This is a genomic window from Streptomyces sp. NPDC002499 (assembly GCF_053595415.1).
The window spans coordinates 43511-63830 of record NZ_JBSFXO010000009.1 but is presented as its reverse complement, the minus strand read 5'-3'; the positions used below and the strand labels follow the sequence as shown (position 1 = coordinate 63830).

Here is a 20320-nt window from a genome sequence, read left to right as displayed (position 1 = left end):
CAGTCAGTTCAAAAGCGATACGGCAGTACGGATGGGGACGGGTGCAGGGAATGGGGGAAACCGTGACCGGTGTCGGCGTCACGGCCCGGGGTCTCGGGCTGAAGGGCCCGCGCGGCTGGGCCTTCCGCGGTGTCTCGCTCGACGCGGAGCCGGGCTCGCTGATCGCGATCGAGGGACCGTCCGGCTCCGGCCGTACGTGTCTGCTGCTCGCGCTCACCGGGCGGATGAGGCCTACGGAGGGTTCGGCGACCGTGGGCGAGTGGCGGCTGCCGAAGCAGTTGGCGGCCGTGCGGCACGTCAGCGGGCTCGCCCATGTCCCCGGCGTCACCGACCTCGACCCGGCGCTGACCGTCGGCGAGCACCTGCTCGAACGGGCGCTGCTGCAACGGCGGTTCGGCGACTCCCTGCGCGGGCTGCTGCGGCCCCGGGCCGAGCGGGCGACGGAGACGCGGCTGCGGATCGACAGCGCTCTGGCCACCGCCGGGCTGGACCCGGAGGCCCTGCCCAAGGGCTCCCGGACGGCCGTACGGGATCTGGAGCGGCTGGAGGCGCTGCGGCTGTCCGTGGCCCTCGCCCTGGTCGGCCGGCCCCGGCTGCTCGGCGTCGACGACACCGACCTCAAGCTCACGGACGCCGAACGAGCGGAGGTCTGGGCGCTGTTGAGGTCGATCGCCGCGTCCGGCACGACCGTCCTGGCCGTGTGCGGCGAGGCCCCTGAAGGCACTGTCGCGGTGTCCACGCACGCGTCCCCGAAGTCGTCCTCCACGCACGCGTACTCGAAATCGTCCCCGAAGACATCCACGAAGGAGGAGCAGGCCGATGCGCTCGCCGAGACTCGCCGCTCTTGAGCTGCGCCGCTTCGGCCGGGGCAAGCTGCCCCGCGCCGCCCTGGTCGCGCTCCTGGTGCTGCCGTTGCTGTACGGCGCCCTGTACCTGTGGTCGTTCTGGGACCCGTACGGCCGGCTCGACCGCATCCCTGTGGCCCTCGTGAACGACGACAAGGGGGCGAGCGCCGACGGGAAGAAGGTCACGGCGGGCGCCGACATCACCGAGGGGCTGCGCGAGAGCGACGTCTTCGACTGGCACGAGGTGAGCGCCGACGAGGCACGCGCGGGCGTGGAGGACGGGACGTACTACCTGTCGCTGACCATGCCGGCCGACCTCAGCAGGCGGATCGCCTCCAGCGCGGGCGACTCCCCCGAGACGGGCGCGCTCCAGGTGCGTACGAACGACGCGAACAACTACATCGTCGGGCAGATCTCGCGGACGGTCTTCGGCGAGGTGCGTCAGGCCGCGTCCACCAAGGCGTCACGGTCCTTCCTGGACAAGATCTTCATCTCGTTCTCCGACATCCACGGCCAGACCGTGAAGGCGGCCGACGGCGCCGACCAGCTCAACGGTGGCATCGGGAAGGCGGAGAAAGGTTCGCAGGACCTCGCGGACGGGCTGAAGGACGCCAAGGACGGCAGCGGCAAGCTGTCCAAGGGGCTGAAGAAGCTGGACCAGGGCGCCGGTGATCTGGCGGACGGCTCCGCGCGCGTGGCGGACGGTACGCAGACGCTCGCCGACAAGGTCAACGGGGTCGACGCGAAGGTGGGGCCCTTCCTCAAGGACAACGAGAAGACCATCGGGGACACCGCTCAGCTGGTCGCCGACTCCTCGAAGGCCGTCCGCGCGAACCTCGGCACCCTGGTGAAGGCGGCCCCCATCGCCGCCAAGGGCGCCCACACGGCCGCCGACACGCTGAGCGACGTCTACAAGGCGCGCTGCGTGAACCCCGTACTCCCGGACCCGGCCTGTTCCGACCTGAAGAAGGCCAAGGACGCCGCCGCCCAGGTGGCCACGGTCGCCGACGACCTGAACACGCTGATCGGCGACCAGGACGGCGACCTGAAGAAGCTCGACAAGAACCTGGCCACACTCCAGGAGCAGGCCCAGGCGCTCGCCGACCGGGCGCCGCACCTCTCCGAGGACCTGGCCGGCGCCGTCGCCAAGATCAACAAGCTGAACGAGGGTGCGGGGAAGGTCGCCGCGGGCGCGGAGAAACTGAACAAGGGGCTGGGTACGGCCAGTTCGGGTGCGACGGACCTGGACGCGGGCGTCGGCAAGCTCAAGACGGGCGCCGAGGACCTCAACGGCGGTATGTACAAGCTCGTCGACGGCTCCGGGAAGCTCGCGGGCGGGCTGCACGACGGCGCCGGGCAGATCCCCGACTACGACCAGCAGGACCGCGACGCGCGCACCGACGTGATGGCCGACCCGGTCCAGCTGGTCTCCAAGGACATGCACAAGGCGCCCAACTACGGCACCGGTTTCGCCCCATACTTCATCCCGCTGTCCCTGTGGGTGGGCGCGATGGTGGCCTACATGCTGATCGCGCCGATGAACCGGCGCGCGCTGGCCGCGGGTGCCTCGGCGTGGCGGATCGCGCTGGCGGGCTGGCTGCCGGTGGTGGCGATCGGGGTCCTCCAGACGGTGGCCCTGATGTCCGTGCTGCACTGGGCGATCGGCCTGGAGATGGTCCGCGCGGCCGGGACCGTGGGCTTCCTGTTCCTGGTCACGGCGTGCTTCGCGGCGCTCGTGCAGTGGCTGAACGCGCGCTTCGGCGCGGCCGGCCGGATCCTCGTACTCGCCCTCCTGATGCTTCAGTTGACGTCCGCGGGCGGCACCTACCCCGTGCAGACCAGTCCGGACTTCTTCAACGCGATCCACCCCTTCCTGCCGATGAGTTACGTCGTCGAGGCCCTCAGGAGGCTCATCACGGGCGGGGGCCTCGGACCGGTGTGGCACGCGTGCGTGGTGCTCGTCGCCTTCACCGCGGGCGCCCTCGCGCTGACCGCGCTGTCGGCCCGCCGCCGCCAGGTGTGGACCCTCGACCGTCTGCACCCGGAGCTGAGCCTGTGAGAATCGGGACCATGGAAAGCAGCAGCATCCCGTCGGGCGGCAGCACCCGCCGCGAGGCCACCCGACAGAAGCTCTACGAGGCGGCCGTCACGCTCATCGCCGAGCAGGGCTTCTCCGCCACCACGGTGGACGAGATCGCCGAGCGTGCCGGGGTCGCCAAGGGCACGGTCTACTACAACTTCGCCAGCAAGTCGGTCCTCTTCGAGGAGCTGCTGCGACACGGCGTCGGCCTGCTCACCGCCTCCCTGCGCGAGGCCGCCGAGCAGACGGCCCGGGACGGCGGCAGCAAGGTGGACGCCCTGGACGCGATGATCCGCGCGGGACTCGGCTTCATCGCCCGCTACCCGGCCTTCACCCAGCTGTACGTGGCGGAGCTGTGGCGCACCAACCGGACCTGGCAGTCCACGCTCATGGTGGTGCGCCAGCAGGTCAACACCGTCGTCGAGGACGTGCTGCGCGACGGCGTGGCGGGCGGCGAGTTCAGCGACGAAATCGACATCCGGCTGACCGCGGCCGCGCTGGTCGGCATGGTCCTGGTGGTCGCCCTGGACTGGCAGTCCTTCCAGCCGGAACGCTCCCTGGACGACGTCCACGCGGCGATGTCCCGACTGCTCCAGGGACGCGTCAGCGGCCACCCTGGCTGAGCCCCGACACACGAAAGCGCCGGTCCGCTGTGGCCGCGTCCCCCGCGGGCCACCTCGAACCGGCGCCTTCTCGTGCTCCCCCGTGTTTCCCGTTCCCCCTGTTGGGACCCCGTTCCGGTCGTTCCCCCGGGTTCCCCCGTGCCTCGCTCCCGCCGACAGCGCCGGCGGAAGGAGCGGATCGTGGGCGGCTCCGTTCCGGCGCCCCGTGTCGCCGGTGCCGGAGCCGATCCCCTTTCCGTGTCTCCACTCTCTCGTTCACGCAGGTCGGGCCCCATCCGCGCGCGTACTCAACTCACTCACTAGGTACGCATACTCAGCCATCCGCACTCAGCCCCAGGACGCCGGTTCGCCGACTGGTTACGATCGCCCCCGTGTCCGTACTTCCCCTGGTCTTCACCAGCGGCTGGGCCAGCGGCATCAACGCCTACGCGGTGGTGCTGCTGCTCGGCGTGTTCGGTGCGACCGGACTGACCGACGACGTGCCCGAGGCGATGCAGCGCCCCGAGGTCCTCGTCATCGCCGGTGTGCTGTTCCTGATCGAGGCCGTCGCCGACAAGATCCCCTACCTCGACTCGGCCTGGGACTCGGTGCACACCGTGGTCCGGCCGGTCGCCGGTGCCTGGGTGGGCGCGCTGCTCGCCGGGCAGAGCGGGTCGATGAACGACGTGGTGGCGGGCCTGGTCGGCGGTTCGACGGCGCTGGCCAGCCACACGGTCAAGGCCGGGACGCGGATGGCGATCAACACCTCGCCGGAGCCGTTCAGCAATGTGATCGTGAGCCTGGCCGAGGATCTCGGGGTCGGCGGGCTCGTCACGTTCGCGATGTTCCATCCACAGGCGGCGGCGATCATCGCGGCCGTGCTGCTGGTGGCCGGACTGACGGTGCTGATCTTCCTGATCTCCCGGATCCGCCGCTACCTGCGCCGCCGGGCCCAACGGCGGGAGGAACGCAGACTCGTCTCACGGGTGGACCGGCCGCCCGACTGACGGTTGGCCAGCCGCCGGACCGACGGCCCGTGCCGGGATTGTCAGTGGCGGTCGATAAAGTCGCTGGCATGGGACGGATCACGGTGATCGGCGCCGGAATGGGCGCGCTGGCGGCCGCCGCCCGGCTGGCCGTCGCGGGCCACCGGGTGGCGGTGTACGAGCGTGGGGAGACGTACGGCGGAGCGCTGGGCCGCGTCGAGCGGGACGGCTTCGCCTTCGACACCGGTCCCGGTCTGCTGCCGTTGCCCGCGGTCTGGCGCGACCTGTTCGTGAAGACGGGCAAGGAGCCGCTGGAGGCGTGCGTCGAGCTGGTCCAGGTCGATCCGTCCGCGCGGCACCTCTTCGCGGACGGCACCGAGGTCACGCTGCCGAACGCTTCGCGCGCGGGAGCGGTCACCGCCCTGGACGAGGCACTCGGTGCGGGCGCGGGCGACCGCTGGGGCGACTTCCTGGTGCGGGCCCGCGAGGCCTGGGACCGCACCCGCCGGCCCCTCCTGGAGGAGCCCCTGTGGTCCGACTGGCCGGTGCTGGCCGAGCGCGAGCCCTACCCCTCGGTCCCGCACAAGCGGCTGCTGCGCACCCGGCGGGCGGCCACGCTCGCCGAGATCGGCACCTGGGAGCTGCGCGACCCCCGACTGACCGCCCTGCTGGAGAGCCACGCGCTCGCGTACGGCCTGGATCCGCGGGTCGCCCCGGCGAGCGCGGCCGTCCTGCCCTACCTGGACCACGCCTTCGGCACCTGGTACGTCCGGGGCGGGCTGCGGGAGTTGGCGCGCGCGGTGTACGAGCGATGCCTGGCCCGCCGGGTCGAGTTCCACTTCGGCACCGAGGTCACCGGGATCCTGGAGAAGGACGGCCGGGCGGCGGGGATCGAGCTGGCGGACGGCTCGGTGGCGGAGGCCGACTTCGTGGTCGCCGGGGTCGCTCCCGACGTGCTGGACCGGGTGCGGGGTACGGCGGGTCGGGGTGACGGCGAGGTTCCACCGCAGCGCGGGCTGCCGAGCCGACTCTCGGTCCTGCTGGCTCTGCGGGGCGGGCGCCCGGAGGGGACGGCTCATCGGACCGTCGTGCACGCGGAGGACCGCGAGCGGGAGTTGGACCAGCTGTTCGGCACGGGCGCGGTCACCAACACCGGCACGTCGTCCGGGCCGGCCACCAGACCCACGGTCACCGTCCTGCGCCCCGACGATCCGGGGCTGGTCCCCGACGCCGAGCACGAGGCGATCACGCTCACGGCAGTGGTGCCGGCCCAACTCGACGCCGCGCGGGCGGAGTTCGAGGGGTACGAGCAGCACGCCCAGCACCTGATCGACGTCGCCGAGCGGGCCGTACCGCAGCTGCGAGAGCGCCTGCTGTGGCATGAGGTCCGCACCCCCGCTCACCTGGCGGAGGCGACCGGCGTGGCAGGTGGAGGCGTACCCGCGCCCGCGTTGGCCGCGGCCGGCGGTGCGTTGCTGCACCCGGCCAACACCACCGCCCTGCCCGGTCTGTTCACCGTCGGCGGCTGGTCGCACCCGGGCGGCGGGCTCGCGCACGCGGGCATGTCGGGCGCGCTGGTGGCCGGACTGATCGTGGAGGGACCGGAGTTCCGGGGCTCTCAGTGAGTTCCGCGCTCGACCGACGACAGCAGAAACCGCCGTAACTCTCAGTGAGTTACGGCGGTCGTCGCCGAGAGGTCAGAAACGGTACTGCTGCTCGTCGTACCCGTGCTGCTGCTGGCCCTGACCCTGGCCGTCGTGCTGGCCCTGGCCGTTGTCCTGGTAGCCGTACCCCTGCTCCGGCGGGAGTTCGCCGCCGTAGGACTCGTCGGTGCGCTGCTGCGGGACCCACACGCCGTTGCCCGGGGTGTCCGTGCCGTAGCCGGTGTTGCCGTACTGGTCCTGGCTGTAGCCCTGCTGCTGGCCGTACTGGTCGTAGCCGGCGTCGTAGTTGCCGCCGTAGGCCTGGGTGCCGATGTACGGGTCGGAGTAGGCGGCGTACTGCTGCTGCCCGGTGGTGTCGTAGCCGTACTGCTGCTGGTCGTAACCGGAGTAGTCGTACGCGTAGTTCTGCTCGGCGCCCTGGGCTGCCGTCGCGTACTGGTCCTGGCCGGGGTACGCGCCGGACTGGTCGCCGTTGTTGGCGGCGGCGTACGCGGCGTCGCTGTACACGCCGTACGAGCCGGTGTCGTCGGGCAGCGGCTGCGGCTCGTAGACCGCGGTCGACTCGGCGGCCGTGGGCTGCGCGGAGCGGGCGGGGGCGAAGACGTCGTCGCGGTCGAAGTCGTCGGCGTCCTGGCGGTAGGCCGCCCGGTCGTCGGCGTAACCGCCGTCGCCGTAGCCGCCGTCGGCCGACTGGAGGTCGCCGACCTCCAGGTTCGGGTCCAGATCGGGCTCGCCGCGGCGGCGCTTGGAGTCGTCGCCTGCGCCCGGTCGGCTGACCGCCCAGCCGGAGGCGAAGCCGCGGCGGAACGACAGCGTGACGTAGGTCTGCCCGACCGCGAACGCGGCGGCACCCAGTCCGATGACGATCACCGAGGGGATCAGCACCCCGAGCACGACGCCGAGGAAGCCGACGAAGGCGAGCAGTCGCCAGCGCAACCGTGCCTTGTACTGCAGCAGCACCTCGCCAAGAAGCCATAGCGCGACGATGCCGAACGCGATGTAGAGGACCGTCCAGCCCATGTACGCCCCTCTCCCAGTGGCCGCTACGCAGTGTGTCGTATGTCCGTGCGGCCGGTCTAGGCCCGCGGGGGGTGGTGCAGGCCCAGGTTTTCGTAGATTTCCAGGGACGCCGTGGAGTTGTTGAGCGTGATGAAGTGCAGTCCTGGCACGCCTTCGTCCAGCAACCGCGCGCAGAACTCCGTGGCGAATTCGATCCCAATGGAGCGTACAGCGGCCGGATCGTCTTTTGCTGTGAGGATCCGCTCTTTCAGGACGGAGGGGATCGCCGCGTTGCTGAGCTGCGGAAGTCGTTCGAGCATCCGCACGCTGGTGACCGGCATCACCTCGGGGATGACGGGGGTGGCACAGCCTGCGGCGGCGACGCGGTCGCGCAGGCGCAGGTACGACTCCGGTTCGAAGAACATCTGCGTGATGGCGTAGTCGGCGCCGGCCCGGCACTTGTCGACGAAGTGCTCGACATCACTGTCCCAGTCGGCGGAACGCGGGTGCATCTCCGGGAAGGCGGCGACGCCGACGCAGAAGTCGCCGGACTCCTTGATGAGCCGCACCAGTTCGGCGGCGTAGGTCAGACCTCGCGGGTGCGGCACCCAGTCGGCCATCGGGTCGCCGGGCGGATCGCCGCGCACCGCGAGGATGTTGCGGATCCCCGCGTCGGCGTACTGGCCGATGATGTTGCGCAGTTCGGCGACGGAGTGGTTGACCGCGGTGAGGTGGGCGACCGGGGTCAGCGTGGTGTCCGCCTCGATCTGCTGCGTCTCCTTGACGGTGCCCGCGCGGGTGGAGCCGCCGGCGCCGTACGTCACGGAGACGAAGTCCGGGGCGACCGCCTCGACCCTCCGCAGCGCGCCCCACAGGTTCCGCTCCCCCTTGGGGGTCTTCGGCGCCGAGAACTCGAACGAGTACGTCGTCTTGCCGGACGCCAGGATGTCGCGCACGGTGCGTGCGTGGTCCGTCCTGGTGGATGCGGTTCCGAGAGCCATACCCGCAGGTTAACCAGGGGGCGGCGGTCACCCAACCGGATGCCGGATATTTGCCCGGATTGTCTGCCTGTTGTCCACCCATCGGACAACCGAACGGACAGCCGGGCGGGCACGTCGGACGGGCAAGTCGGGTGGGCGATCGGGCAACAGCCGGGCGGCCCCGGGTCCCCCCACGGACCGTCCGCCCGGTCACCCGCCCCCCGTCACGCCTCCCGCAGCCGCTTCGCGAACTCCGCCGCCGCTGCCCCGGGATCGTCGGCCTCCGTGATCGCCCGCACCACGACCACCCGGCGGGCGCCCGCCGCCAGCACCTCGTCGAGGTTGCCGAGGTCGATGCCGCCGATGGCGAACCAGGGGCGGTCGGTGCCGAGGGCGGCGGTGTGCCGGACCAGGTCGAGGCCCGGAGCGTGCCGGCCGGGCTTGGTGGGGGTCGGCCAGCAGGGGCCGGTGCAGAAGTAGTCGACGCCCTCCTGGACGGCGGCGGCCTCGGCCTCCGCATCCGCGTGTGTGGAGCGGCCTATGAGGACGTCGTCCCCGAGGATCGCGCGGGCCGCGGGGACCGGGAGGTCGCCCTGGCCCAGGTGAAGGACGTCGGCGCCGGCGGCATGGGCGACGTCCGCGCGGTCGTTCACCGCGAGGAGCCTGCCGTGCCGGGCGCAGGCCTCGGCGAAGACCGCGAGGTGCTCCAGCTCCTCGGCCGCCTCCATGCCCTTGTCGCGCAACTGCACGATGTCCACACCGCCGGCCAGCGCGGCATCGAGGAACTCCGGCAGATCACCCTGGCGCTTGCGGGCGTCCGTGCAGAGGTAGACACGGGCGTCGGCGAGTTCGGCGCGTGCGGTGTCGGACATGTGCGGGTCCCTCCGGGGGTTCGGCGGCATGCGGGGCGGAGCGGCGACCGTCGGACGAGGTCGCCACTCCGCCCCGAGGCTGCGGTCGGCCACGGCCGTGGCCCCTTGCCCGCCCCGGCCCGTCGATCAGTACTGCCCGTCAGACGGCGAGCGCCTGGGCGCGGCGCTTCACCTCCGTACCGCGGTTCTCGCTCAGGGCCTGCGCGGGCGTACCCGGCAGGCTCGGGTCGGGCGTGAAGAGCCACTCCAGCATCTCTTCGTCCGTGAAGCCGTCGTCCCGCAGCAGCGTCAAGGTCCCGGTCAGGCCCTTGACGACCTTCTGCTCGGCCTCGTCGATGAAGGCGGCGGGGACGTGCAGCGCGCGGTTCTCACCACGGCGTACGGCGATGAGCTGGCCGTCCTTGACCAGCTGCCGCACACGCGTCACCTCGACGCCGAACTGCTCGGCGATGTCGGGGAGCGTGAGCCACGCGGGGACGAGAGCATCGATCTTTGCGTCAATCTCGGTCACGACGACAAGCCTGCCATCCCGGACTGACAGTCGGAAGCCAGGCGCCCTCCACCTGCGGTTTTCCAACGGCCTCAGACCAGCGCGGCCTTCAACGGGCGCCCCGCGTCCGCGAGCAGCTCCGGGTCCATGACGGCCCCCGCCTCGATCAGCCGCCGCCCCTGCGCCAGGTCCCGCGGCCGGCCCACCGCGAGCAGGGCGACCAGGCGGTTCTCGCGCAGCCAGCACACCGACCAGGCGGGTCCTGACGGGTCTCCGCGCCACAGCAGCGTGTCGGCCGACGGGTGGTGGCCGGCGTACTGGACGAAGCGGCCGAACTGTTCCGACCAGAAGTACGGGACGGGGTCGTAGACCACGGGCGCCTCGCCCACGATGTTCGCGGCGACCGTGCGCGGGCCCTGGAGGGCGTTGTCCCAGTGGTGGACCAGCAGGCGCTCGCCGTACCGCCCCGAGGGGAAGGACGCGCAGTCGCCGACCGCGTAGACGTCCGGCGTCGAGGTGCGCAGCCGGTCGTCGGCGAGGACCTCGCGGTGGGCGCCGAGGGCGATGCCGGAGCCGGTGAGCCAGCCGGTGGCGGGGCGGGCGCCGATGCCGACCACGACGGCGCCGGCGGGCAGCCGGGAGCCGTCGGAGAGGACCACCTCACCGGGCTCGACGCGCTCCACGCGTGCGTGCGTACGCAGCGTGACGCCCGCGTCGGCGTACCAGGCGGCCATCGGCGCGGCGACCTCGGCGGGCAGCGCGCCCGCGAGCGGCCGGTCGGCGGCCTCGACGACGGTCACCGCGCAGCCCGCCTCGCGCGCGGCGGTGGCAAACTCCGCGCCGATCCAGCCCGCGCCGACGACCACGATGTCGTGCTGCCGGGCGAGCACCGGGCGCAGCCGCTCGGCGTCGTCCAGGGTGCGCAGCAGATGCACGCCGGGCACGCCGTCGGTGCCGGGCAGCCGGATCGGTTCGGCGCCGGTGGCCAGGACCAGGACGTCGTACGGGACCGGCCCGGCCTCGGTGTCGAGTTCCCGGTCGGCGGGGCGGACGCCCAGCACCTCGCGGCCCAGGCGCAGTTCGATGCCGAGCGCCTCGAAGTCGACGTCGAAGGCGGAGCCCTCGGCCTTGCCCAGCAGGACGGCCTTGGACAGCGGTGGCCGGTCGTAGGGCTGATGGGGTTCGGCGCCGAGGAGGGTGACATCGCCGGTGAAGCCCTGCTCCCTGAGGGCGACCGCGGTCTGCACCCCGGCCATGCCCGCGCCGACGACGACCACGCGCCGCTTCGGTGCCGTGCTCTCGTCCCGCGTCTGCTCGCTCACCTGATCACCATAGACACCTGACAAATCGTCAGTCAGTGGTCGTGCTCAGTGACCTGCTCCACAACGCTCGTCCCGGTGCCCGCCGCCGACTCCCATTCCCAGGTCTCCTCAAGGCGCACGCGCCCGTCCGGCAGCTCCACGACGGTCGACACGCAGTGCCCCGAGGCCGTCGTCCCGTCGGTCCTCAACTGCACATACCGGAAGTCCAGCCGGTCACCTGACCGAGTGCCCACGAGGTGCCCGCGCACGACGTCACCGCCCGCGTACTCGGCCCAGATCTCGCCGTCCTTCTCGTGGTAGGCGAACCGGGTGCGGGTACCCACCTGACCTGCGGCTTGGTCGGCGACGGGGGCGAGGACGAGGCCGTCCAGCGAGCGGGCCATGGCGGAAGGCTCCCTTACAGAGGCGCGGAATCAAGGGCTAGGCTGGTCAACGTACAAGCACTCGCGGGAGCCCGGACGCACCGGGCTGAGAGGGAGGCTGGCGGCCTCCGACCGTACGAACCTGATCCGGGTCATGCCGGCGAAGGGAGGGGCTGGACGCCCATGTCGTCACGTACGTCAGACGTCCTCGTCATCGGGGGCGGAATCATCGGCCTGGTCACGGCGTGGCGGGCCGCGCAGCGCGGCTTCGCGACGGCCGTCGTGGATCCCGAACCGGGCGGCGGGGCCGCCCAGGTGGCCGCCGGCATGCTGGCCGCCGTCACGGAGCTGCACTACGGCGAGCAGACCCTGCTCGGCCTGAACCTCGCCTCGGCGCGCCGCTACCCGGCGTTCACAGCCGAGCTGACCGACCTCACCGGCCAGGACCTCGGCTACCGCCGCTGCGGCACGCTCGCCGTCGCGCTGGACGCCGACGACCGCGCCCACCTGCGCGAACTGCACGCCCTGCAACGCCAGTCGGGCCTGGAGTCGGAGTGGCTGTCCGGGCGGGACTGCCGGCGCCTGGAGCCGATGCTCGCGCCGGGCGTGCGCGGCGGTCTCCGCGTCGACGGCGACCACCAGATCGACCCCCGGCGCCTGGCACGCGCGCTGGTGACCGCCTGCGAGCGGGCCGGAGTGACCTTCCACCGCACGTGGACCGAGCGCCTCCGGGTCGTCCGGGACCGGGCCGCCGGGGTCACCACCGCGGACGGCACCGAACTGGACGCGGACCAGGTCGTGCTGGCCGCCGGCAGCCTCAGCGGGCGGCTCGCGGGGGTGCCGGACGAGGTGCTGCCGCCGGTGCGTCCGGTGAAGGGCCAGGTGCTGCGGCTCACCGTGCCGCAGCGCTACGCGCCCTTCCTGAGCCGTACCGTCCGCGCGATGGTCCGCGGCAGCCAGGTCTACCTGGTGCCCCGCGAGAACGGCGAGCTGGTCGTCGGCGCCACCAGCGAGGAGCTGGGCTGGGACACCACGGTCACCGCGGGCGGGGTGTACGAGCTGCTGCGGGACGCGCACGAACTGGTCCCCGGCATCACCGAGCTGCCGCTGACGGAGACCCGCGCGGGACTGCGCCCCGGCTCCCCCGACAACGCCCCGCTGCTCGGCCCGACCGCCCTCGCCGGGCTGCTGCTGGCCACCGGGCACTACCGCAACGGCGTGCTGCTGACCCCGGTCACCGGCGACGCCCTGGCGCACGCCCTCGCCGCCGGTGAACTCCCGGACGAGGCCCGCCCCTTCACCCCGAAGCGTTTCGCGCTCCTGGAGCAGCCCGCATGAACATCTCCGTCAACGGGGAGCCCCGGGAGTTCGCCCCCGGCACGGCTCTCGACACCGTCGTACGCGCCCTCACCCCGGCCCCCTCGGGAGTGGCCGCCGCCCTGAACGAAACCGTCGTCCCGCGCGGGCAGTGGTCCTCGACGTCCCTCGCCGAGGGGGACCGCGTCGAGGTCCTCACCGCCGTCCAAGGAGGCTGACCCATGGCCGACGACCCCTTCGTCATCGGCGGTACGTCCTTCACGTCCCGCCTGATCATGGGCACCGGCGGCGCCCCCAGCCTGGACGTCCTGGAGCGGTCGCTGGTGGCCTCCGGGACGGAGCTGACGACGGTCGCGATGCGCCGTGTGGACCCTTCGGTGCACGGTTCGGTGCTGTCCGTCCTGGACCGGCTCGGCATCCGGGTGCTGCCCAACACCGCCGGCTGCTTCACCGCCGGCGAGGCCGTCCTCACCGCCCGCCTCGCGCGCGAGGCGCTCGGCACCGACCTGGTCAAACTCGAGGTCATCGCCGACGAGCGCACTCTGCTGCCCGACCCGATCGAGCTGCTCGACGCGGCCGAGACCCTGGTCGACGACGGCTTCACGGTGCTGCCCTACACGAACGACGACCCGGTGCTCGCCCGCAAGCTGGAGGACGTCGGCTGCGCGGCGGTCATGCCGCTCGGCTCGCCCATCGGCTCCGGGCTCGGCATCCGCAACCCGCACAACTTCCAGCTGATCGTCGAGCACGCGCGCGTGCCGGTGATCCTGGACGCGGGCGCCGGCACCGCCTCGGACGCGGCGCTGGCGATGGAGCTGGGGTGCGCGGGTGTGATGCTCGCCTCGGCGGTGACGCGGGCGCAGGAGCCCCAGCTGATGGCCGAGGCGATGCGGCACGCGGTGGAGGCGGGGCGGCTGGCCCGGCTCGCGGGGCGCATTCCCCGGCGGCATTTCGCGGACGCCTCGTCCCCCACCGAGGGGCTTGCGCGGCTGGATCCGGAGCGGCCCGCGTTCTGAACACACGTTCGACCATGGCCGGAATCCGGTGCGACGTCCGTCACAGCTCGGCTGCAGTCACGCCCCGAAATCGCCCGAACCGAGAGGCCTGTCGGTCCCGGCTCGTACACTCACCTGCGTGGATACGACCCTTCAGGACCCTCTGGTCGGGCAGGTGCTCGACGGGCGCTACCGCGTGGACGCGCGGATCGCGGTCGGCGGGATGGCCACGGTCTACCGGGCCGTGGACACCCGCCTCGACCGCGTGCTCGCGCTGAAGGTGATGCACCCCGCGCTCGCCGCCGACGTCTCCTTCGTCGACCGGTTCATCCGCGAGGCCAAGTCGGTCGCCCGGCTGGCCCACCCGAACGTGGTACAGGTCTTCGACCAGGGCGCCGACGGGTCGTACGTCTATCTCGCCATGGAGTACGTCGCCGGCTGCACCCTGCGCGACGTGCTGCGCGAGCGCGGGGCACTTCAGCCGCGCGCCGCCCTGGACATCCTGGAGCCGGTCCTCGCCGCGCTCGGCGCCGCGCACCGCGCGGGGTTCGTGCACCGCGACATGAAGCCGGAGAACGTGCTCATAGGGGACGACGGCCGGGTCAAGGTCGCCGACTTCGGGCTCGTCCGTTCCGTGGACACGGTCACCAGCACCACCGGCGCCGTCCTCGGCACCGTCTCCTACCTCGCGCCGGAACAGATCGAGCGCGGTACCGCCGACCCCCGGGTCGACGTGTACGCATGCGGTGTCGTCCTGTACGAGATGCTGACCGGCGAGCGCCCGCACTACGGCGACTCCCCCGCCACCGTCCTCTACAAGCACATCCACGAGGACGTCCCGCCGCCCTCGGCCGTCGTGCCGGGTCTGGCGTACGAGCTGGACGAGCTGGTCGCCTCGGCCACCGCCCGCACCCCCGAACTGCGCCCCTACGACGCGGTGGCGCTGCTCGCGCACGCCCGCGAGACGCGCGCCGCGCTCCGCGAGGACCAGCTCGACGCGATCCCGCCGCAGGCGCTCGCGGCGGACCGGGGCATCGCCGAGGACCGTACGAGCGTCATCCCGCGCTCGCTGACCGTGCCGCGCCTGCTGCCGGTCAACGAGGACGAGGATCAGCGGGACGTGCACCGCACCAGCGTGCTGGCCTCTCCCCCGCCGCTGCCGCCCCGGCGGCGCACGGGCGGCGGGGTCCGGCGCGGGCCGCTCGCGATCGTCGTCGCGATCCTGCTGGTCCTCGGCGTCGGCACGGGCCTCTGGTACATCAACTCCGGCCAGTTCACCAAGGTCCCGGCGGTCCTGGCGAAGACGCAGGCCCAGGCGAGCAAGCAGCTGGACGACGCCGGCCTGGACCTCGGGTCGGTCAAGCACGCCTACAGCGACACGGTGAAGCGCGGCAGGGTCATCAGCACGGACCCCGTGCCCGGCACCCGGATCCGCGACAACGCCTCGGTGTCCCTGACCGTCTCCGACGGCCCGGAGATCGTGCCGGTCCCCGAGCTGAAGGGCTCCACCCTCGCCAAGGCGAAGGCCCTGCTGAAGACGGCCGGCCTCGAACCGGGCATGGTCACCCGGGAGTTCGACGACGACGTCCCCAAGGGCTCCGTGATCTCCACGGACCCGGCGGAGGGCACCGAGCGGCACGCCGGTTCGGCGATCGCGCTGACCGTCAGCAAGGGCAGCGCTGTGGACGTCCCGGACGTCACCGGCGAGGACCTGGAGGACGCGAAGGCCGACCTGGAGGACGCGGGCCTGAAGGTGAAGGTCGCCGCCGAGCAGGTCAACTCCGAGTACGACAAGGGCCAGGTCGCCGCGCAGACGCCGGAGGCCGACAGCCAGGCCGGCGAGGGCGACACGGTGACGCTGACGATCTCCAAGGGCCCGGAGCAGGTCGAGGTCCCGGACGTCACCGGTGACAGCGTCGACGACGCGAAGCAGGCTCTGGAGGACGCCGGGTTCCAGGTCGACGAGGACCGCGGTCTGCTCGGCCTGTTCGGCGACACCGTCAAGAGCCAGTCCGTGGAGGGCGGGGAGACGGCGCCCAAGGGGTCGACGATCACCATCGAGATCCGCTGACCGTCGCGGGCGGCCCGGCGCGGGACGAGGGCCGCCCGCCTCAGGACGCGGTGCCGGAACGGGTCGTACCGCATGACACCCTGGACCAGTGAAGAGCCCGTTCCCCTCCCGCAACCCCGTCGGCGGTCATGTGCCCGTGGCCGGCGGTCTGAACTCCGTGGGGCTGTCCTACGCCCGTGAGTTGCAGGCCGAGACCGTGCAGGTCTTCGTCGCCAACCCGCGCGGCTGGGCCACTCCGGCCGGCAGTCCGCGCCAGGACGAGGAGTTCCGCGCGGCCTGCGAGGCCGAGGCGATCCCGGCGTACGTCCATGCCCCGTATCTGATCAACTTCGGCTCGCACACCGAGGCCACGGTCGAGAAGTCGGTGGAGTCGCTGCGGCACTCGTTGCGCCGCGGGCGGGAGATCGGGGCGCTCGGCGTGGTCGTCCACACGGGCAGCGCGACCGGCGGCCGGGAGCGGTCCGTGGCCCTGCGGCAGGTGCGCGAGCACATGCTGCCGCTGCTCGACGAACTCACCCACGACGACGACCCGTTCCTGCTGCTGGAGTCGACGGCCGGGCAGGGTTTCTCGCTGTGCTCGCGGACCTGGGACTTCGGGCCGTACTTCGAGGCGCTGGACGCCCATCCGAAGCTGGGCGTCTGTCTGGACACCTGCCACATCTTCGCGGCCGGGCACGACCTGACGGGGCCGAGCGGTATGCACCAGACCCTCGATCTGCTGGTGGACACCGTCGGCGAGGGCCGGCTCAAGCTCATCCACGCCAACGACTCCAAGGACGTCGTGGGCGCGCACAAGGACCGGCACGAGAACATCGGCTCCGGCCACATCGGCGAGGACCCGTTCCGGGCGCTCATGACCCACCCCGCGACCGAGGGTGTCCCGCTGGTCATCGAGACGCCCGGCGGCAAGGAAGGGCACGCGGCGGACGTGGAGCGGCTGAAGAAACTCCGGGACGCGTAACCGGCGCAGCCTGTTGGGGAATACCCCCTGGGGGTATACGGTTCCTGCGTGAGGCAGGAACCGCTACCTGGCATTGGGGGCACCCATGGATCACGAGGCGCACGCACACCACGACCAGCACCACGACGAGCACCACGGCCATGACCAGCACGAACACGGCCACCAGCACCAGCCGACCGGCGCCGCCAGTTGGCAGACCGCTGTCCAGGCCACCCTCCACTGCCTCACCGGCTGTGCCATCGGCGAGGTGCTCGGCATGGTCATCGGCACGGCGTTCGGCTGGGGCAACCTGCCGACCACCGTCCTCGCGATCGTCCTGGCGTTCTTCTTCGGCTACTCGCTCACCCTGCGCGGAGTGCTGAAGGCGGGCCTCGGCCTGCGTGCCGCGTTCCGGGTGGCGCTGGCCGCCGACACCCTGTCCATCGCCGTCATGGAGCTGATCGACAACGGCGTGATCGTGCTGTGGCCGGACGCGATGGACGCGGAGCTGGCCGACGCGCTGTTCTGGGTCTCGCTGGCGCTGTCCCTGGTGATCGCCTTCGTGGTCACCGTGCCGGTCAACAAGTGGATGATCGGCCGGGGCAAGGGCCACGCGGTGGTGCACCAGTACCACCACTGACCACGGCGAGGACGCCGGGCGTCAGACCTCCGGGCCGTCCTCCGGCTCCTCCTGGTAGGAGTACCGCTGCTCCCGCCACGGGTCGCCGATGTTGTGGTAGCCGCGTTCCTCCCAGAAGCCCCGGCGGTCGGCGGTCATGTACTCCACGCCGCGGACCCATTTGGGCCCCTTCCATGCGTACAGATGGGGGACGACCAGGCGCAGCGGGAAGCCGTGCTCCGCGGTCAGCAGCTCGCCGTCCTTGTGGGTGGCGAAGATCGTGCTCTCGGCGGCGAAGTCCGCGAGGCGGAGGTTGGAGCTGAAGCCGTACTCCGCCCAGACCATCACATGGGTGACCGTCGGCGCGGGCGGGGCGATCTCCAGGATCGCCCGGGCGGGAATACCGCCCCACTCGGCGCCGAGCATGCTGAACTTCGTGACGCAGTGCAGGTCGCCCACGACGGTGTCGTACGGCAGCGCGGAGAACTCCTCGTGGTTCCAGCAGCGCTTCTCGCCGTCCGCGGTGGCGCCGAAGACCCGGAACTCCCAGCGCTCGGGCCGGAACTTGGGGACCGGGCCGTAGTGGGTGACCGGCCAGCCGCGTTGCAGTCGCTGACCCGGTGGGAGCTCGGAGTAGGCCGCTTCGCCACTTCCCCGCTGCACCGACTGACCCATGCCCTCCATCCTGACAGACCGGAGACGGTGCATCGGACCAGCATCCGCTCAATCCGCCTGAAATCGGACTAAGCATGCCCTTACTTACTAAGTGAAGACTTACTGGACGATCTTCCGTGCGCGGTGCAAGGATGCGGCGCAACCCGCCAGTTCCCCTTGTTTTGGAAGGAGCCTCTGCGATGCAGGGCGACCCCGAGGTCCTCGAGTTCCTGAACGAGCAGCTCACCGGTGAGCTGACCGCGATCAACCAGTACTGGCTGCACTACCGCATCCAGGACAACAACGGCTGGACCAAGCTCGCCAAGTACACGCGTGAAGAGTCCATCGACGAGATGAAGCACGCGGACAAGATCACCGAGCGCATCCTGATGCTCGACGGTCTGCCGAACTACCAGCGGCTGTTCCACGTCCGGGTCGGTCAGACGGTCACCGAGATGTTCCAGGCGGACCGGCAAGTGGAGGTCGAGGCGATCGACCGCCTCAAGCGCGGGATCGAGGTGATGCGCACGAAGGGCGACATCACGTCCGCGAACATCTTCGAGGACATCCTCGAGGACGAGGAGCACCACATCGACTACCTCGACACCCAGCTCCAGCTGATCGAGCAGCTCGGTGAGGCGCTCTACATCGCGCAGCAGATCGAGCAGCCCAGCTGAGAACCGCCCGGACCTGGGCCGCGTCCCGCGGACCTAGGCCGCGTCCTCCAGCTCGGCCTGCGCGGCCAACGCCGTCGCGGCCAGTCCCGTGAGCATCGGCTCGCCCTGGTCGACCGGCTCGCGGCGCGGACAGGCGCCCCGGCCCAGCAGCGCCTGGATACGGCGTACGCACGACCCACAGTCGGTGCCCGCCTTGCAGGCCGACGCTATCTGCCGGGGGGTGCAGGCACCGCCCTCCGCGTGCTTCGCGACCTGCGCCTCGGTCACACCGAAGCAGTTGCAGACGTACACGCGGGTCACCTCCCGGGCGGGTTCGAAATCAGTCGTGCCATCCCGACAATCGGTGAGGCTAACCTAACCTTACCCGCCGCGCAGGTGCCGCAAAAGTGCCGTGGGGCGGGGATCGTATGTGATCCCCGCCCCACGGCACACTGCTGTAACAGGCGAAACGGTTACTGGTCCCTGTACATCTCGGCGACGAGGAAGGCCAGGTCAAGCGACTGGCTGCGGTTGAGCCGGGGGTCGCAGGCCGTCTCGTAGCGCTGGTGGAGGTCGTCGACGAAGATCTCGTCGCCGCCGCCCACGCACTCGGTGACGTCGTCACCGGTGAGCTCGACGTGGATGCCGCCCGGGTGGGTGCCCAGGCCCTTGTGGACCTCGAAGAAGCCCTTCACCTCGTCGAGCACGTCGTCGAAGCGGCGGGTCTTGTGACCGGAGGCCGCCTCGTACGTGTTGCCGTGCATCGGGTCGGTGATCCAGGCGACGGTCGCGCCGGACGCGGTGACCTTCTCGACCAGCTCGGGCAGCTTGTCGCGGACCTTGTCCGCGCCCATCCGCACGATGAAGGTGAGCCGGCCGGGCTCGCGGTCCGGGTCGAGGCGCTCGATGTACTGGAGCGCGTCCTCGGCCGTCGTCGTCGGGCCCAGCTTGATGCCGATCGGGTTACGGATCCGCGAGGCGAACTCGATGTGCGCGCCGTCCAGCTGACGGGTGCGCTCACCGACCCACACCATGTGCCCGGAGACGTCGTACAGCTGCCCGGTGCGGGAGTCGACCCTGGTCAGGGCGGACTCGTAGTCGAGCAGCAGCGCCTCGTGCGAGGAGTAGAACTCGACGGTCTTGAACTCCTCCGGGTCCGTGCCGCAGGCCCGCATGAAGTTCAGCGCGCTGTCGATCTCGCGCGCGAGCTGCTCGTAGCGCTGGCCGGACGGGGAGGACTTCACGAAGTCCTGGTTCCAGGCGTGCACCTGGCGCAGGTCCGCGTAGCCGCCGGTGGTGAACGCGCGGACCAGGTTGAGCGTCGAGGCGGAGGCGTTGTACATCCGCTTCAGGCGCTCGGGGTCCGGGATGCGGGACTTCTCGTCGAAGGCGAAGCCGTTGACCGAGTCGCCGCGGTACGTGGGCAGCGTCACGCCGTTACGGGTCTCGGTGCCCTTGGAGCGCGGCTTGGAGTACTGGCCGGCGATGCGCCCGACCTTGACCACCGGCACCGAGGCGGCGTACGTCAGCACGGCGCCCATCTGGAGCAGGGTCTTGAGTTTGTTGCGGATGTGGTCGGCGGACACCGCGTCGAAGGCCTCGGCGCAGTCGCCGCCCTGGAGGAGGAACGCCTCTCCCTTGGCGACGGCAGCCAACCGGGCGCGCAGCTGATCGCACTCGCCCGCGAAGACGAGCGGCGGATACGACTCGAGGTCCGCGATCACTGCGCGCAGAGCCTCGGTGTCGGGGTACTCGGGCTGCTGCGCCGCGGGCAGATCTCGCCAGGTGTTGCCAGCGCTCGCGCTGGTCTTAGCGTTCACGGTCACGTCGTAAACATTACGCGGTCGTGTCGGGCGCCCCTTCCTC

General features: G+C 71.4%; 21 protein-coding genes and 1 riboswitch. Of the genes, 12 read left to right on the top strand and 9 right to left on the bottom strand.

Going from position 1 to position 20320, the window contains the following annotated elements; all coding sequences use genetic code 11:
• The first annotated feature begins 50 nt into the window (after positions 1 to 50).
• The 5 genes from ACWD5F_RS25575 (at position 51) to ACWD5F_RS25555 (ending at position 6138) form a co-directional block, all read left to right on the top strand.
• Positions 51 to 848, top strand: coding sequence for an ATP-binding cassette domain-containing protein (locus ACWD5F_RS25575; RefSeq protein WP_451257662.1), 798 nt, complete (start codon positions 51 to 53; stop codon positions 846 to 848).
• Complete coding sequence (locus tag ACWD5F_RS25570) at positions 820 to 2904, top strand: YhgE/Pip family protein (protein WP_451257660.1); 2085 nt, start codon at positions 820 to 822, stop codon at positions 2902 to 2904. Before ACWD5F_RS25575 ends, ACWD5F_RS25570 begins: the two co-directional genes overlap by 29 nt.
• Before the next feature lie 11 nt (positions 2905 to 2915).
• Complete coding sequence (locus tag ACWD5F_RS25565) at positions 2916 to 3548, top strand: TetR/AcrR family transcriptional regulator (RefSeq protein WP_401727384.1); 633 nt, start codon at positions 2916 to 2918, stop codon at positions 3546 to 3548.
• A 371-nt stretch (positions 3549 to 3919) separates the two neighbouring features.
• Positions 3920 to 4534, top strand: a complete 615-nt coding sequence (locus tag ACWD5F_RS25560) for a DUF4126 domain-containing protein (protein WP_401727385.1) — start codon at positions 3920 to 3922, stop codon at positions 4532 to 4534.
• Between the two features lie 68 nt (positions 4535 to 4602).
• Positions 4603 to 6138, top strand: coding sequence for a phytoene desaturase family protein (locus ACWD5F_RS25555; protein WP_451257658.1), 1536 nt, complete (start codon positions 4603 to 4605; stop codon positions 6136 to 6138).
• A gap of 72 nt (positions 6139 to 6210) precedes the next feature.
• Here the strand turns inward: ACWD5F_RS25555 and ACWD5F_RS25550 are convergent, their stop codons facing one another.
• The 6 genes from ACWD5F_RS25550 to ACWD5F_RS25525 form a co-directional block, all read right to left on the bottom strand.
• Positions 6211 to 7197 (bottom strand): SCO2102 family sporulation regulator, encoded by a 987-nt coding sequence (locus tag ACWD5F_RS25550; protein WP_451257656.1) that lies wholly within the window; start codon positions 7195 to 7197, stop codon positions 6211 to 6213.
• A gap of 56 nt (positions 7198 to 7253) precedes the next feature.
• A complete protein-coding gene (gene metF / locus ACWD5F_RS25545) occupies positions 7254 to 8177 on the bottom strand; it encodes a methylenetetrahydrofolate reductase [NAD(P)H] (protein ID WP_451257654.1) in 924 nt (307 codons plus the stop codon).
• 203 nt (positions 8178 to 8380) lie between these two features.
• Positions 8381 to 9028, bottom strand: coding sequence for a thiamine phosphate synthase (gene thiE / locus ACWD5F_RS25540; protein ID WP_451257652.1), 648 nt, complete (start codon positions 9026 to 9028; stop codon positions 8381 to 8383).
• 139 nt (positions 9029 to 9167) lie between these two features.
• Positions 9168 to 9539: an Rv2175c family DNA-binding protein gene (locus ACWD5F_RS25535; RefSeq protein WP_401727390.1), complete on the bottom strand. Its 372-nt coding sequence runs from the start codon at positions 9537 to 9539 to the stop codon at positions 9168 to 9170.
• Between the two features lie 71 nt (positions 9540 to 9610).
• Entirely contained in the window at positions 9611 to 10840 is a 1230-nt protein-coding gene (locus ACWD5F_RS25530) for an NAD(P)/FAD-dependent oxidoreductase (protein WP_451257649.1), read from the bottom strand.
• 32 nt (positions 10841 to 10872) lie between these two features.
• Positions 10873 to 11223: a hypothetical protein gene (locus ACWD5F_RS25525; protein WP_451257647.1), complete on the bottom strand. Its 351-nt coding sequence runs from the start codon at positions 11221 to 11223 to the stop codon at positions 10873 to 10875.
• Between the two features lie 53 nt (positions 11224 to 11276).
• Positions 11277 to 11388, top strand: a riboswitch (TPP riboswitch).
• On the opposite strand from ACWD5F_RS25525, the gene thiO reads away from it, so the two are divergent.
• The 6 genes from thiO (at position 11386) to ACWD5F_RS25495 (ending at position 17165) form a co-directional block, all read left to right on the top strand.
• Positions 11386 to 12540, top strand: a complete 1155-nt coding sequence (gene thiO / locus ACWD5F_RS25520) for a glycine oxidase ThiO (RefSeq protein ID WP_451257645.1) — start codon at positions 11386 to 11388, stop codon at positions 12538 to 12540. It overlaps the preceding riboswitch by 3 nt.
• Complete coding sequence (gene thiS, locus ACWD5F_RS25515) at positions 12537 to 12737, top strand: sulfur carrier protein ThiS (protein WP_401727394.1); 201 nt, start codon at positions 12537 to 12539, stop codon at positions 12735 to 12737. Before thiO ends, thiS begins: the two co-directional genes overlap by 4 nt.
• Before the next feature lie 3 nt (positions 12738 to 12740).
• Entirely contained in the window at positions 12741 to 13535 is a 795-nt protein-coding gene (locus tag ACWD5F_RS25510; protein WP_124004243.1) for a thiazole synthase, read from the top strand.
• A 118-nt stretch (positions 13536 to 13653) separates the two neighbouring features.
• Positions 13654 to 15585: a Stk1 family PASTA domain-containing Ser/Thr kinase gene (gene pknB / locus ACWD5F_RS25505; protein WP_451257643.1), complete on the top strand. Its 1932-nt coding sequence runs from the start codon at positions 13654 to 13656 to the stop codon at positions 15583 to 15585.
• An 88-nt stretch (positions 15586 to 15673) separates the two neighbouring features.
• Positions 15674 to 16546 carry a deoxyribonuclease IV gene (locus ACWD5F_RS25500; RefSeq protein WP_451257642.1) on the top strand — a complete coding sequence of 291 codons (873 nt, stop codon included), beginning with the start codon at positions 15674 to 15676 and terminating at the stop codon, positions 16544 to 16546.
• An 85-nt stretch (positions 16547 to 16631) separates the two neighbouring features.
• Positions 16632 to 17165: a DUF4396 domain-containing protein gene (locus ACWD5F_RS25495; RefSeq protein WP_451257640.1), complete on the top strand. Its 534-nt coding sequence runs from the start codon at positions 16632 to 16634 to the stop codon at positions 17163 to 17165.
• A gap of 21 nt (positions 17166 to 17186) precedes the next feature.
• Here ACWD5F_RS25495 and ACWD5F_RS25490 read toward each other — a convergent pair whose 3' ends face one another.
• Positions 17187 to 17819, bottom strand: coding sequence for a sulfite oxidase-like oxidoreductase (locus ACWD5F_RS25490; protein WP_401727398.1), 633 nt, complete (start codon positions 17817 to 17819; stop codon positions 17187 to 17189).
• A 179-nt stretch (positions 17820 to 17998) separates the two neighbouring features.
• On the opposite strand from ACWD5F_RS25490, the gene bfr reads away from it, so the two are divergent.
• Entirely contained in the window at positions 17999 to 18475 is a 477-nt protein-coding gene (bfr, locus tag ACWD5F_RS25485) for a bacterioferritin (protein WP_019062355.1), read from the top strand.
• A 33-nt stretch (positions 18476 to 18508) separates the two neighbouring features.
• Here the strand turns inward: bfr and ACWD5F_RS25480 are convergent, their stop codons facing one another.
• Positions 18509 to 18775 (bottom strand): (2Fe-2S)-binding protein, encoded by a 267-nt coding sequence (locus ACWD5F_RS25480; RefSeq protein WP_451257638.1) that lies wholly within the window; start codon positions 18773 to 18775, stop codon positions 18509 to 18511.
• Positions 18776 to 18927: 152 nt separating this feature from the next.
• The gene (locus tag ACWD5F_RS25475; protein ID WP_401727400.1) at positions 18928 to 20280 is read right to left on the bottom strand and encodes a class II 3-deoxy-7-phosphoheptulonate synthase; all 1353 of its coding nucleotides are present in this window, start codon (positions 20278 to 20280) and stop codon (positions 18928 to 18930) included.
• Positions 20281 to 20320 lie beyond the last annotated feature (40 nt).